Below are 15857 nucleotides of genomic sequence, written 5' to 3' on the forward strand. Positions count from 1 at the left end.
TAAATGGTGATTTTTATGCCTCGACAACGAGATAAACATGACACAATAAGATGTTATGAAGGGAATTATTCTTGCCGGCGGTACCGGAAGCCGTTTGCACCCTATCACTCAGGGTATTAGCAAGCAGCTCACTCCGGTCTATGACAAGCCGATGATTTACTACCCGCTGTCCACTCTCATGCTGGCGGGTATCCGCGATATTTTGATTATTACCACTCCTACCGATCAGGAGCAGTTCCAGCGGCTGCTCGGTGACGGTTCCCGTTTCGGTATTAATCTCGAATACAAGGTGCAGCCTTCTCCGGATGGCCTGGCACAGGCATTCATTCTGGGCGCAGACTTTATTGGCAACGACCCCGTGGCACTCGTGCTCGGCGACAATATCTTCTACGGTCCTGGTCTGGGTACTCAGCTTGCCACCTACGAGCAGAAGGACGGCGCAACCGTCTTCGCTTACCGGGTTGCTGACCCTCGCGCCTACGGTGTGGTGGACTTCGACGAGGACTTCAACGCGCTGTCCATCGAAGAGAAGCCTGAAAACCCCAAGAGCGACTACGCTATTCCGGGTCTGTACTTCTACGACTCGAAGGTTGTAGAGTATGCACGCCAGATCAAGCCCTCCCCGCGCGGTGAGTTGGAAATCACTGACCTCAACCGCGTCTACCTGGAACAGGGTAAACTGAAGGTTGAGGTTCTGCCTCGCGGTACCGCGTGGCTCGACACCGGAACCTTTGATTCACTCGCTGATGCCACTAACTTCATCCGCACTGTTCAGAACCGTCAGGGCCTGTCAGTTGGTTGCCCGGAGGAAATTGCGTGGCGCCACGGTTGGCTCTCCGATGAGCAGTTGCGCGACATCGCTACCCCCCTCGTTAAGAGCGGTTACGGTAGCTACCTGCTCGGATTGCTCCGCTAATAAACACCGGGGGATCTTCGTATCCCTTCACCGCCTGCAACAACACTCCACGTTGCAGGTACACTAACTCAAACTTTCTGGAGTATTCTCACTACCATGACCATTTTGGAATTTTTCCGCACTACGAGGGCTAACCTCTGGCTGCTGATCATTGGCATCGTTGTCGGTGCCGCAGCGGGCTTCGGCTATGCCTCTCTCCAGCCGAAGGTCTACGCTGCTTCGTCCTCGGGCTACGTGACCGTGGGCGAGTCCGGTACGGTGGATGTTCTCTCGGGTTCTTCGGCTGCTAAGGAGCGCGCTCGCTCCTACGCTGCTATCGTCTCCTCTGAGGCCGTGGCACAGAAGATTAAGCAGAACAACCCCGAGCTGTCCCTGAGCACCGGTCAGATTCGCGCGAGCCTCACCGCAACCGCTGGTGACAACGCTGCACTGATTACCGTGAGCGCGCAGGCTTCTTCCCCGAAGAACGCACAGTTGCTCGCTAACGGTGCGTTGCAGGCTACCGCCGACTACATCAAGGAAATTGAGCAGAACCCCGGTAACGCTCAGGCACTGGTGAACGGCGAAAACACCGCCGCATCCCCGACCACCAACAACACCGTTCGCGTGATTCCGCTGAACAACGCAAGCGTGAACCCCCCGCTGGTAGCTCCGAATTACCAGCAGAACGTGCTCATCGGTGCTGTTGCTGGCCTTGGTCTGGTGTACCTGGCGATCTTCCTGCGCCGCGCACTGGATCAGCGCATCCGCACTCGTGACGATGCTACCAAGGCAACCGGCGCGAGCATCCTGGGTGTTCTGCCCGTCAGTGACGACCTAAACGAAGAAAACATCGTTAACGGCAACACCGACGACCACATCGCGCAGGAATCCATTCGTCAGTTGCGCACCAACCTGCGCTTCGTGAACGTTGACACTCCCCCGCGTTCGTTCATCGTCACCTCCGCAGTGCCCGGTGAAGGTAAGTCGACCGTGTCGCTGGCGCTGGCTCGCGCAATGGCTGATGCAGGTTCGCCCGTCATCCTCATTGACGCCGACCTCCGCCGCCCGACCGTGGCTAAAAAGCTGAAACTCGACGCTAAGGTCGGTCTGACCCAGGTTCTGGCTGGCCAGGTCGAGATTGCTAACGCTGTGCACCAGCTGGGCGATTCGAACCTCTTCGTCCTGCCTGCAGGCCGTATCCCCCCGAACCCCTCCGAGCTTCTGGGCTCCGATAAGATGCGTCAGCTGATTAACGAGCTCTCCGAAGAGTTCATCGTGGTCGTCGACGTTCCGCCGCTGCTGCCCGTGACCGACGCTTCGCTGCTCTCACACTCCGTGGATGGCGTGATTCTCGTTGGTTCTATCGGCCGAAGCCACCGTGAACAGATGACTGAGGCTGCAAGCATCCTGAAGAAGGTCAACGCGAAACTCCTCGGTATGGTTCTGAACCGTGCACCCCGTAAGGGTCTGGGTAACTCCTACTACGGCTTCGGTTACGCAAGCGCCTACGTTGGTTATGCAACCTACTACGGTTACAGCAAGGACGGCGATAAGAAGTCCTCAAAGAAGTCCTCGACCAAGAAGTAATAACGTAATAAGCGCCCTAAATCATAGGGAGCAACTTAGGGCGGGATGGGCAGTATTTTCTGTCCATCCCGCCTTATACTTATCTGGTATACATGTGCACCGAAAGGCTATTGTGACCACTCACTCACCCAATACCCCGGAGCCGCAGACTACTCCGCTCGCGGCACGGATTCGGCTTGCGCACGCCTACTTCCAGCGGATTGCCGACATGCACTCCATCGATATTCTGCATGTCAAAGGCTACGCTTTCTCCCAGGAAATTTACCGCAAGGGCAGGTACAGCTCCGACGCTGACCTACTCGTCCGTCCCTCTCACGTGGACCGCTTTGTAGAGATCCTTCTGGCAGATGGATGGCGTATCCAAGCCCACTTCGAAACAGGTTCCGTGTTCGAGCACGCGATGACGCTCTACCACGCTTCATGGGGCCTGACCGATATTCATCGTTTCTTCCCCGGTCTGGGACGCCACGGCGACTACGAGAAGGCTTTCGACCGTATCTGGGCGGCGCGCAAGACCCGTATGATTGCTCACCGTCCCTGCACTGTCCCCAGTGACCTGGATGCGCGTCTTCTCGTAGTGCTTCACCGCGCTCGCGCTGCCTCCCGTTACAGCGCAGATATTAACTACCTGGTCTCCCTGCTCTCGTACAGCGATTGGCAGCGCCTGCGAGCCCGTGCGGAGGAGCTTGACTCCTCCCTGGCATATAGCGCGGCTATGGGCGGTCTGGAGCAGTACCGTGACGACCGCGACTACCTGCTGTGGCTGTCGGTCTCACAGGACGTCCCCCACTATATTCAGTGGATTGGGCGCCTGCAGTCGGCGACCACCCTGCACGATAAGCTACGCACTCTCAAGAACATTTTCCTCGTGAATAAGGACCACTTGGCGATGCAGCTGGGACGTACCCCCACCAAGGCAGAGATACGTGCCAAGTTCTTTGAGCGTTTCGGAATCAAGGTGAAAAAATGAGCAATCCGGTAGATTCCCGTCAGACCGTCTACGGTATCCCCGAGAACATCGCGTACGTTCATTCTGAAGAGTTCGCTAAGTACTCCCCCACGGCAACGTATCTTGCGAATCTTGCCAACGGTGAGCTGTCTGTCCTTCAGGATTCAGCCTCCATTATTTGGAGTATTTTTGAAGACCCAATGTCTCTACAGGACGCTATCGACGTACTCTGCGAAATGTATGAACAGCCCATAGAAACTATGGGGCCGCAGATTGAGGGTTTTATTCCCGAGCTGCTCTCCAAGGGGCTCCTAGAAGCCCGCTAAGGCTCTCAGAAGACACAAAGAAGGCGGGGCGGTAGAAACTTTTATAGTTCTACCGCCCCGCCTTCTTCTATGAGTCGTCTAGCTCTTTTAGTCTTCAGGCAGAGCCTGCACGTACGTCCTCAGACGGCTGATGAAACGAGCCTCCGAGAAACCGTCAACGTGCTCACGGATATACTCAGCATCCCAGTCATCCGGGTTGAAAGCCTTGAGGGCCTCCACCAACTGCTCCACGGTCGGCTGATTGATGAACATACCGGTCTTGCCTTCCTGAATGGTATCCAGGAAGCCACCCGCACGGTAGGCGATCACGGCCTTGCCGCTAGCACCCGCCTCCAGCGGAGTAATACCGAAGTCCTCATAAGAGATAGCCAGCAGCGCCAAGCAGTGACGGTACGCGTAACGAAGCTGCGCATCCGAGACACCCGAAGCGATACGAACAGTCGGGCCAGCAAGGGCCTCCAGGCGTTCCTTCTCCGGGCCGCGACCGATCACCAGCAGCTTCTTACCCAACTCATTACACGCCTCAACAGCCTTATCAACATTCTTGTAGGGCAGCAGACGCGAAACAATCAGGAAGTAATCGTCCGATTCGGTGAACTCTTCCAGACCCGGAATAGGCTCAACCGGTGCGGTGGTATCTACCGAGTGCGGCGGGAAGAAAATCGGAACGTCCTTCTTTCCGTAGACATTCTCGATGCGCTTCTTAATCACGCTCGCATTCGCTACGTACACCGCCGAACGGTGAGCCGCCCAGTGATCCCACAGCATCAGTGCAGGACGCAGAGTCTTCAGCAGCAGCGGCACGGGACCGGTGCTCTTCTCACCCAGGTACTGATCGCTCAGGTACAGCCAACGCGCCGGCGAATGGCAGTAAATGAACTTACGGCCAGCAAAGTTGAAGCCGTGCGCCCAACCAGTCGTCGACACCACAGCACGCTCAGCCGGTACCTTCAAGAAAGAAGAAGCAAACGGCAAAATCGGCAACGCCATACGGTGGTTACGACGCAGGTAACCAATCTTGTTCAAAGGACTCGTTATAATCTTCGCGTCCTTGAACTCGGGGAAGGTACCCTCCGGATCGTACAGAGTCGTGTAAATCGGTGCGTCCGGGAACGCACGGTGCATCGCCAGAACAACACGCTCCGCGCCGCCGCGCTGAGTCAGATAGTCGTGGGCAATCGCAATCTCTTCAGTCGCCTCAGGCTTAATCAGCGGCACGTAACGGCGCGCCAGGCTGCCAAGCTTCTTGAGGCTCTTCGGGATATCAGCAAGCACCGCGTCAGGATTCTTCGGCCCGGTAAACGGAGCGGAGGTCAAGAGCTGAGTGAGTGACATTTTCTTTTCCTCCTAGAAAACTTTCTGAGCGCGCTCAGGATAGTGAATACCAGCGTAGGATGCAGCCTCAACCTGCAGCGCCACAAGCTTCTCAGCAGCCTTAGCGGGCAGCTTCAGCAGAATCTTATCGCTCGCATCGCCAAGAGCCTTAATGGTCTTCTCGGTGGTGAAACGAGCGAGGATCTTGACCAGCAAACCCCACGCACCCGTCGGGTTCGGGGCGGGGTGTGCTTCCTCACCGTGCTTACGCACGAAGATGGTACGGGCAGAGCCCGAGTGCAGGGCACGCAGGGCACGCACAGCAGTGGTGGTAGCAGCTACGTAGTGCTTAGTTGCCAGTTCAGGGGCAATATGGATTTCGCCACCGTGCTGAGCAACCTCGTAACCCATGTCTACGTCTTCCCACCCGTAGAGACGGTACGCGGGATCATAGCCACCAATCTCATCGAAGAGCTTCTTCGACATAGACACGTTACCAGCCCAGTAAATCCAGCGCTTATCAGGCGCAACCTGGTACGCAGCTTCACGGAACTTCTGGTCGCGGTAGTTACCGTACACACGAGAGTAAGGAGTGTCCGGGAACTGGTTCAGGTAAATACCAATCACGCCGTGCTCACCAGGAGCCTCATGGTACTTGAGGTGGTTCGCAACGTAGTTGGGGTCAGGTTGCAGGTCGTCATCGCAACGGATGAGAATATCCGCATCAGCGGCACGGTGGCCAGCGTTCAGCGCTGCCACGCGACCGCGGTTCTCCTCAAAAACAATCTTGGTCAGGTTCAGCTTGCCTTCTGCAATGTAGCGGTCAAGCACAGCTTCACTGTTATCAATATCGCCGTCGAGGACCACGATAACCTGGAAGTCCTTCTCGGTCTGGGCGGTAAGCGCATCCAGCGGGTAGTGCAGAATATCTGCACCACCGCGAGAGGGGATGATAACCGCAGCCTTGTAGCGGTGGGTAGTCGTCATAATTTTCCTTCGGGGTTTGAGCGAGAGGATATCCGCTGGGAATGATCTATAAGTTTAGAAGCACCCTAGCGGATAAAACGTTCCAGAATCTCACCGACACGGACCTTACCTGCTTCAGGTGAGTAGTTCTCCTGCCAACGCCAGAACAGCTCGGAGGTTCGCTCTGCCAGTGCTTCCGTGTCTTCTCGAAGCTCAGTACCCAGGCTCTTAATAGCCTGTGCAAGAGCTACCGGCTGGTCAGCAGGCACAACGTACGGGTACGATGCACCGCCCAGCACCTCCGATAGCGCACCAGCATCACTGACGATTACAGGGACGCGTGCACTCATCGCTTCAGCGACCACCAGACCGAATGACTCAGGGGCAATCGAAGGTACAACGAGCATGTCGATGTCACCGAAAAGACGATCCGGGGTAGTCCAGCCCAAGCGAGTGCTGAACGCAGCAACACGGGCTAGCGCGTCCTCAACCTCGGCGCGTTCTTCGTCAGATGCGAAGACAGGCTCGCCGCCAATCACCAGGTCATATTCAATGCTGTTAGAGTTCAAGGAGCTCATCGCCTGGCACAGGGTCGCGATACCCTTAGACGGAGTCAAACGCCCCAGGTAACCGACGCGGAGTCGGCGCTCCCCCACGCGGTGATCCAGCTCGGTGGATACGCCGTTGACCCAGTTCGCAAACAGCTCGCTGCCGGGGCAGGCGCGAGCCACATAGCGGCTCGGGACCAGGGTGACAGACGCCTTATGGCGGGCAAAGGGTACGAGCTTTGCGTTCACACCGGTAGGAAGCTGGTGCAAGTGCACGATACGGTTCTTACGACCGCCCGTTGCCGCTGCCGGGACCAGACCGTTACACCACAGTAGAACGTCCTTGTGACGAGCGTGCCAGCTACGCAGAGCAACCATGTACTGTGCGCGGTTCTTAGCCGGCAAGACAATGCGGGGGAACCCCTCATCCGCAGCGGCTTCTACAAGCTGCTTCGGCTCGGAAGGACCCACGATAGTGACCTTGTAGCCAAGGCTACGGGCTGCACGAGCAATGTTCAGGAGCATGACCTCGCCGCCACCCATGTCACCGTTATTGGTGGCGATGTAGAGTTCTTTCTCCATCCTTCTACTCCTTCACCAGCTTACGGGCAGGTACATAATTCTTACCGGAATATTTGATACTTCCGCGGATACGTCCCAACGAAGCAACCCAGTTGGCAACATCACGACGAACAACTTTACGTTGGGTCACAGCCTGACGCAGAATATTCAGCAACTGCTGAACACTACCAGTCACAGTAGACTTCAACGAATACGTTGCAGAATCGTACTTGGGAAAACGACGGGCCATCAGCACACGTCCCACACCCAGCTCATACTTCTTACGGATAGAGCTCTTCCCCTCCGAGAGAGTAAAACGAATCTCTGCTTCAGGGATAAAGCGCATCACGCCGTCAGCTTCCTGGTGGCGCCACGAAATATCCACATCCTCATAGCCGTAGCGAGGAAGGGACTCATCATAGCCGCCTATTTCGAAAAAGCGTGCACGGGTAATAGCACAGTTACAGTTGCCTACGTGCGGCAGATAAGGAGTAGCAATCAAACCCTTGCCAAAGGCGTCAGGGCGGGGGGTGCCGTTAGCGTCAAAAGCGCGGATCCAGCCACCTGCCAGTTCCTTATCCTGCACATCTGAAAACGCCTGAACCCACTGGGGAGATACTTCATCATCAGCATCACAGAATGCTAAGACCCTACCGGATGCGGCACGTGCACCAGCGTTACGGGCCGCGGGAATACCCGGAGTTGCGGAGGCGTCCACGACCTTGACCGTGAACTTATTCTCTCGGGGTTCCTGAGCCCACGCTTCCATAACGGCGCGGGTGCCATCATCTGAACCGTTGTCTACCAGAATCACTTCGTACGGAAGCTCAGTTTCCTGGTTCTCCAAAGCCTTAAGCTGGCGGGGAAGAGTTGACACTGCATTCAGTGCACAAATAATGACGCTAACTTCAGGAGTTCGATTAATCTTAGACATTTTCTTCCTTCCACACCGGCGCAACGTGCTGCAACTTCTCTTCCGCCTCACGAATTTCAATTCGCTCGTCGAAGCCTTCGATACTCGCCTCATCGTGGCCAGTACCCAAACGCTGTTCGCGTTCAATCAACAACACGCGCAAAGCCAAACCACAGACGACGGCCCACGGCCAGGTGTAGAACACCTCACCCAGACGAGAAGCACAAATCATGATGGCGACGCCAGCACCCTGCACGACGTAGAACTTTGGCGGCAGAGTCTTCTTGCCGCTAAACACGTTCACGATAAAGAGCAGAGTGATGGCGACGACCAGAATCATCCATGGCCAGCCACCCTCAATCAGAGCAGACCAGTACGAGTTATGGAGGAACCAGGTCTTCGATCCAGTATGAACCAGATACACGTATGCCTCGCCCAACCCCTGGCCGAAGAAGCCAGAAGCCTGAACCTTAATCTCAGATGCCTGGTCAATCAGCGAACGAAGCGCATCCGTACCGGTACGATCTGCGAAGACACCGGAGCGTGCGTAGTCACTGGTCAAAATATCAATCAGCCAGTACAGGGCCACACCCAAGGCAATGCGACCGAAAGTCTTCAGACGGTTCGCGATGACAATCCAAATCAAGCCTGCAACATACGCCGCAATAGAGGTACGAGAACCTGTAGCCCACAGCAAAGCAGAGAAAACCACAACGGTAAGAATGACTTCAATCTTGTTACGGGCGAAGCTCAGAAGCAGCAAACCAAAGAGGCAGTACACCAGACCCGAGAAGTTCTTATCACCCAGCCAACCAGTCAGGTAACCGTAGTATCCCGTTACTGGAGCAAAACCAGCAAAGTAAGCTACCGCGTTGAAAAGAATCGCCGTCGAGTATCCAAGAACAATAGAACGAATATGCAGACGCCCAGCAGCAATAGTCCAAATCAACACTGTCGCAGCAACTAGACGAATCAGACGACGAGTCCAGTCGGAGGCGTCCTCAGAGTGCACACCGTTAATTGAAACGATTGCGAGATAACCCATCGCGATAAACATGATGGCGCGCAGACCCGAAAAATGGCTTACGTCAAAAGTCGATTTACGAGTCAGACCATACACAGCCAGCACTATAACGACCACCTGGTTGAAGGGCAGACCAAGACCCGGTACCGCATCACCAAAAAGCAAGAGGAATGCCATGATGAACTCAGGCATACGGATCTGGCTGGTCTGATGGCGAATGTATTCGCTACCGTGAGACACGGTTTCAGAGAAACGCGAAACCGCAGGCTTCTCAACAGGCTCATTCAAGTGCGCGTAAACCTGCGAAGTCTGGCTCATCATCGGCCTCCTCGAAGTACACGTGCGTAAATATCAACTGTCTGAGCAGCCATCTGCTCATTCGAAATCCAGGTGAAAGGCTCAGACTCGCTCTTCTGCAGCTGCTGGCGCATAGCCTGCAGAACATCCTGAGTCAGGGTTGCGCTCTGGCGGTCCACCAGCTCGTCGGCACCCAGAATCTCCGGATTGCCGCCCACAGCGGTAGCGACCGTCTTCAGGCCGGCTGCCTTAGCATCCAGCAGAGTGTAGGAGCAGTTCTCCCACACCGACAGCTGAACAATCATGTCGCTACGGCCCATCGCCTCAATCGAGTTAACAAAGCCGCTGAAGGTCACCGAATCGCCCAGGTTCAGACGCTGCGCCTGAGCCTGCAACTCGGACGCCAAATCGCCAGAGCCCGCAATCTCAAGATGAGCCTGCGGGTAATCAGCACGAAGCTGCGCAAAAGCGTCCAGCAACACGTCAATACCCTTCTCAGGGGACAGACGAGACAGCGAAAGAATACGCGGACCGCCCTCAGCGGGTACACGCTGCTGCTCAACAGCCGCGTGCACTTCGGGGATGTCCACGCCGTTGTACACCAGCTCCACGCCGCGAGCGCCCCACTTGGCACGCATCTGATCAGCAGTGGAACGGGAAACAGCAATCGCCTGGTCAGTGCCCCACAGGCGCACACGGTGTACGGTCTCCATGAGCTTAGAACGCCAGGAGCTACCGTGGTACACCGAGTCATTACCGGCGATACCGTGTTCAGTGGTCAGAAGCTTCGGCACGCAGGTGCCGCGCTTAATCACGCTACGGATACGCAGAGCATTCACCACGGCGGTCGCTACAACGTCCGCATACGCCAGGTGGCTGTGCACAATATCCGGGTGGAGCTGCTCAATAGCCTTCTGCAGAGAGGTAAAGGAAGTCTTAAAACCGTAGTCGGGGCCAAATTCAGCCTTGATGACGGTGACGCCCAGTTCCTCAAGGCGGCTCGTGAGCTTACCTTCGGGTGCGAGAACCACCAGGTTAAAGCCGGGGAGCCCGGCACGTGCCATATCGACAACGTGCCGAGCTACTCCACCAAAATCGGGAACCGGAACGACCCACAGGGCAGTGGGAAATCCGTTTGAATTCATGAGTGAGTGTCTACTTTCTACAGCCACTTCTCGAGGCGGTCCAGCGCGGTGAAGAAGCCCTCACCGTTATTGATGTGGCCCTGCCAGATTTCGGGAATGAAGGATGCCTTCGGTGCCAGCTCACGCAGCTGCTTACCCAGGGATGCCCAGTCGACATCGCCTTCGCCAACCTGAACACCCTCACCGTCAACGCCGGTGCCGTCCACCAGGTGCAGGTGGATGGACAGCGGTGCCAGCTGCTCAACAGCCTCCGACAGCGGAATGTTCAGGAAGTTACATGCCAGCATGGTGTGAGAGATGTCCAGGCAGAGGGCGGTGTCAAATGCACGCGAGAACTCTGCGGTGTCCTTCGGATCCAGGAACAGGTTGTGGTACTGCTGACCACCCATCAGCCAGGGGTACGGGGGCAGAGTCTGAGCCGCCAAGCGAACGCCGGATGCGTCCAGACGCTTCAGCGCCTCACCGATACGCTCGTACTTCTCAGCACGTGCAGCAGCGGGGATGTGCTTGTCCTTGGTGAAGCCGCCCATGGTCACGACCATGACCGGGTCCTCGTCTACGGTGAAGTAGCGGGTCAGGTCACGGGTAATGTCGATGGTGCGCTGGACCTCAGCGATGGAGCGCTCCCACACCTCGGGATCCTTCGACGCGAGGTCCACCAGGAAGTCGCCTGCGAACAGGTCGGGCAGGTGGGTGGTGAAGCCCATGTCCAGCTTGGAGTCAAAGACATCGTCGATGTTAATCTCGAGGTCCTTGTAGGAGAAGTGGAACTCCAGGAAGTCCGGCTTCGCCTCTTCAATCAGCGGCTTGTAGTCGTGGTAACGAACCGGCAGACCCCAGGGACGGTCGAACTTGAAGTCGCGGCGGGTCACCAGGTCATCCTTCAGGTCGCCCTCGAAGAAGAACGAGCCTTCTTCAACGTCGCGCTGCATGGTACGGCCCAGCAGCTGGGGCAGGTAGTTCGGCTGCAGACCGCGGCCGGGGGACTTCACAGCAACGTCAGCCTCGGTCACGACCTCGCCCTTAGCGATGTGGCGGGTAGCGACCAGGGACTTTGCCAGGTTCACGCGGTTCATCAGCTCACCGGTGGACACCTCGCGAGGAGCAGCGGAACCGATAGCGGCCTCAACCTCACGGATCTGCTGAACCATTGCCTTGAATTCCTCAGGCAGCAGGGAGACGGTGTGGTCGTTACCCTCGAGGGTCTTGTCGGTGGTGAAGTGCTTCTCAATAATCTTCGCACCGCGAGCAACAGCAGCGATCGGCACGTGGTAGCCACGCTCGTGGCCGGAGTAACCGACCAGGCACTGACCAATCTCAGCCAGGCGGTCCATGTACGCCAGGTTGACGTCCTTGAAGGGTGCCGGGTATGCGGACTGGCACTGCAGCAGAGCGTAGGATGCGCCAGCGTTACGCAGCAGAGCCACGGACTCGCGGATTTCCTCTTCGCGGCTCATACCGGTGGAAACCAGCATGGGCAGACCGCGGGAAGCCACGTCGCGCAGCAGCTCGTGGTTGGTCAGGTCAGCAGAAGCAATCTTCATGCCCTGGATGCCGTAGTCAACCAGCGCCTGAACGGAGGGTGCGTCCCAGGGGGTGCACATGATGTCCATGTCGTGCTGCTTGACGTGGTCGAAGACCTCGTACATCTGGTCAACGGTCAGGGAGAAGCGGGACAGCAGGTCCAGGGTGTACTGAACGCCCAGGTCCTCACCTGCGGTTGCTGCACCGCGCTGGCGGTACAGAGCGTCCATGTCGCGCAGCTGGAACTTCACAGCGTCCGCGCCGGACTCAACAGCCAGATCCACCAGTTCCTTAGCGAAGTCAACGCTACCCTGGTGGTTGTTACCAATCTCAGCAATGATGAAGGAGGGGGAATCCTCGCTGATGGTGTGCTTACCGATGCGCAGAACGTCCTGCTCATCCATTGCCAGCGCCACGAGGTGACCGCGCTCGTCGGTCAGCGGCACGTGGTTGATACCCTTCGCGAAGTATGCGCGCAGAGTCTCGGGATCAGCGTCAGCCGGTGCGGTCTGCGGGTTGGTGTTTGCAGCGTCCAGGGCGCTGGTCTCCAGGGATGCAGTGGGGTTAGCAATCAGCCAACGACGGAAGTCGCCATCAGAGAGCGAACCGCGCAGGATACCGGACTCGTTCACCAGGAAGATGATGCGCTGGCCGTTAGCAGAAATCTTCTGCAGAGCGTTGAGAATCGGGTCTTCAGCGAAGACCACGTAGGGGGCAATATTGCGTTCAATAATCACGATTTTGACCTTTTCGTTTGAGTGTTTAGTTGAATGCCTGAGTGCCGGTCAAGCCGGGAGCGGCAGACGAGGTATTGCCGCTAGTGAAGGTTACTTGCCTTCGGCCAGGATCTGAGTGAGCTGGTGCTCTGCCACGGAGAAGTCAATCGGTGCGTCAATGTCGACGCCCTCGACCTCGTCCAGCATGAACAAGTCAATGGTACCGCCGGGGTAGCCCGCCAGGCGGTTGTGGTGGTCCATGTACACGTGGGTCTTGGTGATGTACATCGAACCGTTCTCACGGTAGCGGAAGGTTTCCTTGGTCAGCTCCTGGCGGCGCGGACGAGCCATAATCTCGAACGCCGCGGTGGGCTCACCGTCAGCGTGCCAGGTCCAGATGAACGGGCCAATCGGAATCACACCGACCATGGAGTCCTTACCGTTCTCAGCGAACTGGCGAACCGCACGAGCCAGGGTGCCGGGCAGACGCACGGGGCTGGTTGCCTGCAGCAGCATGACTGCATCGGGCTCCCAACCGTTTTCGGTGTAAAACTCGATGGCGTGCTCGATGACCGGCTCGGTTGCGGTGGTGTCTTCAGCCAGGTGTGCCGGGCGAATGAACGGCACCTCCGCACCGTACTCGCGCGCGATATCAGCCAGCTCAGCATCATCGGTGGAGACGACAACACGCAACTCGTGCTCGCCGGCTACTTCTTCCTTAGCAGCCAGTGCCTGCTCGATAGTCCATGCAACCAGCGGCTTACCCGCGATGGGGCGCAGGTTCTTACGCGGAATGCCCTTCGAGCCACCGCGCACGGGGATGACGCAGAGAATACGCATTATGCCTCCAAAGTTTCAATCATTAGTTCAGCGATACGCTGTGCCGGTTCCTTCTTCGGCTGAACCGGCGCCGGGGTCGGTTCCTGACCCCACTGGTTCATGCCGTAGCGATCCCAGAATTCCACCAGCCATGCCGGCGGTGCCGGGTGGTAAACCCACGCCGGGATTCCGCGGATTGCAGCCTCCAGAACACCGGTAGAGAAGATGGACACCACCGGGTTCGGCACCTCGTTCAGCGGGGTGCCGGAACGGTCGATGCGGATGCCTTCCTTTTCCCACAGCTGGTGGGTCAGTACTGACAGCTTATCCTTCTCGCTCGGGTGCGGGCGGTAGCTTCCGCCGAACTTCTTCAAGAAAGAGTGGGAAGCGTACGCGAAGGATGCGCGCGGCAGTTCCGCACCGTGCATCTGTCCCAGGAAGATCGGTTCCAGGTCGTTCTGCTTCTGCGCTTCAGCACCGGCAGCCTTCTGCGCGGCAAGGTAGAGCAGCTGCGAACCCACCGCGTGAGTGGTGACGTCGCGGCGACCCGATGCCCAGAACTGGGCGTCAGCTTCGCTGAAAGCCAGCAGGGTGCATCCTACCGGTAGCGGCGGTGCCTGAGGCACCAGCAGACCGTGCTGAACTACCCAGTATTCAGCGCCAATCGCGCGAGAAAACTCGTAGGCTGCCGCACCGCGTGCCAAGTAGTGGCCCAGGGAAAGAACCACGCGTACACCGGGTAGTAGCTCCTGCAGCTGGTTGCCCGTCACTTCCTGTTTGGTCCAGGCATCACGGCCGTAACGCTCGGTGGCATACTGACCGTTGAGGTACTCCGAGGCGTCCTCGGGGACCCACAGGGCCACGCCAACGTTCTCAAGATATTTGAGAGGCTCCAGCAGGGAGTTACGGCTCGTCGGGGAGAAAGAATCGAGCACAATGAGCACACGGGGTACAGCGCCGCGGGTGTAGAGCACGCCACCGACGGGGCCTTCCTGCTCAGCAGTACCTCCGCGCAAACGTCCGATAAGACTGCGTGCCTCGGTCTTAGCCCAGCGCAAGGTGTTCTGACGCTTCTGCCAGGCCGCCCAGGCATCAATATCAATGGGATAGGTCAGGCCCATAGCTGCTCCAAAATCTTTACACGCTGATCGAAAGTGTGCTCAGCCAGAGTACGCTTCTGACCGGCTTCACGGATCTGACGAGCCCACTTCGGCTCACGGAAAATACGGGTACAAATCTCGATGAGCTCATCAATGCTCTCGTAGACCAGAACCTCTTCGCCAGGAATGTAGTAGCGATCCACATCAGCACGGTCAATCACCTGCAGAGCGCCCACGCCGGGAGCCTCAAAGGTACGCATGGTGAAACCATCCTGGTTATTGTGGATGTTCAGCGTTGCCGGGGAGGACGCCATAATGCCGTACGCCTCAGAGCGGTCAATATCGCGGCCCGCGGGCACGCCGGAATCCTTGAACTGCTTAGTGCGCAGAATATCGTAGGGGTGACGCGACCAAGCACGACCGTAGGCACGGACCGGCAGGCCGGCTGCGACCAGCGCCTGCAGGGTCTCCTCACGGTTGGGGTACTTAGCGCCCACAAAGTTGATGGAGTCCTCACGCATAGGAACAACCGGGCAGTGGGTGTCGTAGGCGTTAGGCATGTCGAGCACCTCGAAGCCCTGTTCACGCAGGTGCTGCGCATCCAGCGGGCTGTAGCTTGCCAACGCGCCCAGGTGATGCAGGTCCTCTTCGGTGTAGCTCATGCGGCGCATTTCGTCGTAGAGCCAGGTGCCATAGCGAACACCGGAAGTCTCCAGCAGGTCCCACCATTCGCGGGAAAGCATATCGCCTTTAATGACCAGCACAATATCGGGGCGGAACTCGTTGAAAGCGTCAATCGCCTTACGGGTTGCCTGCGCTGCGAAGCTTTCGGGGCGGTACTTCTCGGGCAGTTCGTGGGCAAGCTTGTTGAGGATGCGCTCGGGCAGAGTACCCGGCGCATCGTAGATGTGGGTGCGCACCTCGTATCCGTGCACTTCCAAGGATGCCTGAATAGCCTTCCAGTACCCGTGGAATGCGGGCGAGAGCAATAGAAGTTTGGGCTGAGTCATATGAGGATTGAATCCTGTCGGCGTTTGTTATAAGAACCCGCAGGGCAAAACCGTGCGGTGCTATGTGTTGGAGTGAAGAGGAACGGAAAGTTTCACCTGTACCTTGAGGTAAAACATACCTACTGAAATTTTACAACGAAAGCAGGAGACGACACACTCG

14 protein-coding genes are annotated in these 15857 nt (G+C 57.3%); 4 read left to right on the top strand and 10 right to left on the bottom strand.

The features are described 5' to 3' along the window. Positions 1-55: 55 nt before the first annotated feature. From rfbA to ACP3RB_RS06230, 4 genes are all read left to right on the top strand, one after another. Positions 56-916, top strand: coding sequence for a glucose-1-phosphate thymidylyltransferase RfbA (gene rfbA, locus ACP3RB_RS06215; protein ID WP_311452450.1), 861 nt, complete (start codon positions 56-58; stop codon positions 914-916). A 96-nt stretch (positions 917-1012) separates the two neighbouring features. After that, complete coding sequence (locus ACP3RB_RS06220) at positions 1013-2485, top strand: polysaccharide biosynthesis tyrosine autokinase (RefSeq protein WP_311452451.1); 1473 nt, start codon at positions 1013-1015, stop codon at positions 2483-2485. A 112-nt stretch (positions 2486-2597) separates the two neighbouring features. Beyond that, positions 2598-3455 carry a nucleotidyltransferase family protein gene (locus ACP3RB_RS06225; RefSeq protein WP_060824873.1) on the top strand — a complete coding sequence of 286 codons (858 nt, stop codon included), beginning with the start codon at positions 2598-2600 and terminating at the stop codon, positions 3453-3455. Further along, positions 3452-3760, top strand: a complete 309-nt coding sequence (locus ACP3RB_RS06230; protein ID WP_005506945.1) for a PqqD family protein — start codon at positions 3452-3454, stop codon at positions 3758-3760. Before ACP3RB_RS06225 ends, ACP3RB_RS06230 begins: the two co-directional genes overlap by 4 nt. A gap of 87 nt (positions 3761-3847) precedes the next feature. Here ACP3RB_RS06230 and ACP3RB_RS06235 read toward each other — a convergent pair whose 3' ends face one another. The 10 genes from ACP3RB_RS06235 to ACP3RB_RS06280 form a co-directional block, all read right to left on the bottom strand. After that, positions 3848-5095 (bottom strand): glycosyltransferase, encoded by a 1248-nt coding sequence (locus ACP3RB_RS06235; RefSeq protein ID WP_314728792.1) that lies wholly within the window; start codon positions 5093-5095, stop codon positions 3848-3850. Positions 5096-5107: 12 nt separating this feature from the next. Next, a complete protein-coding gene (locus tag ACP3RB_RS06240) occupies positions 5108-6061 on the bottom strand; it encodes a glycosyltransferase family 2 protein (RefSeq protein WP_311452454.1) in 954 nt (317 codons plus the stop codon). A 65-nt stretch (positions 6062-6126) separates the two neighbouring features. Beyond that, complete coding sequence (locus ACP3RB_RS06245) at positions 6127-7170, bottom strand: glycosyltransferase family 4 protein (protein WP_311452455.1); 1044 nt, start codon at positions 7168-7170, stop codon at positions 6127-6129. A 4-nt stretch (positions 7171-7174) separates the two neighbouring features. Beyond that, positions 7175-8083 carry a glycosyltransferase family 2 protein gene (locus tag ACP3RB_RS06250; protein ID WP_311452456.1) on the bottom strand — a complete coding sequence of 303 codons (909 nt, stop codon included), beginning with the start codon at positions 8081-8083 and terminating at the stop codon, positions 7175-7177. Beyond that, positions 8076-9407: an O-antigen ligase family protein gene (locus ACP3RB_RS06255; RefSeq protein ID WP_311452457.1), complete on the bottom strand. Its 1332-nt coding sequence runs from the start codon at positions 9405-9407 to the stop codon at positions 8076-8078. The genes ACP3RB_RS06250 and ACP3RB_RS06255 overlap by 8 nt, the downstream gene beginning before the upstream one ends. Beyond that, the gene (locus ACP3RB_RS06260; protein ID WP_426698819.1) at positions 9404-10528 is read right to left on the bottom strand and encodes a glycosyltransferase family 4 protein; all 1125 of its coding nucleotides are present in this window, start codon (positions 10526-10528) and stop codon (positions 9404-9406) included. The genes ACP3RB_RS06255 and ACP3RB_RS06260 overlap by 4 nt, the downstream gene beginning before the upstream one ends. Positions 10529-10545: 17 nt before the next feature. After that, positions 10546-12789 (bottom strand): N-acetylneuraminate synthase family protein, encoded by a 2244-nt coding sequence (locus ACP3RB_RS06265; protein WP_070600621.1) that lies wholly within the window; start codon positions 12787-12789, stop codon positions 10546-10548. A 90-nt stretch (positions 12790-12879) separates the two neighbouring features. Next, positions 12880-13608, bottom strand: a complete 729-nt coding sequence (locus ACP3RB_RS06270; RefSeq protein WP_311445862.1) for an acylneuraminate cytidylyltransferase family protein — start codon at positions 13606-13608, stop codon at positions 12880-12882. Beyond that, positions 13608-14708 carry an RNA-binding protein gene (locus ACP3RB_RS06275; RefSeq protein WP_424826713.1) on the bottom strand — a complete coding sequence of 367 codons (1101 nt, stop codon included), beginning with the start codon at positions 14706-14708 and terminating at the stop codon, positions 13608-13610. The genes ACP3RB_RS06270 and ACP3RB_RS06275 overlap by 1 nt, the downstream gene beginning before the upstream one ends. After that, positions 14699-15697 (bottom strand): CgeB family protein, encoded by a 999-nt coding sequence (locus ACP3RB_RS06280; RefSeq protein WP_049327938.1) that lies wholly within the window; start codon positions 15695-15697, stop codon positions 14699-14701. The genes ACP3RB_RS06275 and ACP3RB_RS06280 overlap by 10 nt, the downstream gene beginning before the upstream one ends. Between the last annotated feature and the right edge of the window lie 160 nt (positions 15698-15857).

It is taken from the genome of Rothia mucilaginosa, assembly GCF_049990865.1.
Taxonomy (GTDB): domain Bacteria; phylum Actinomycetota; class Actinomycetes; order Actinomycetales; family Micrococcaceae; genus Rothia; species Rothia mucilaginosa_I.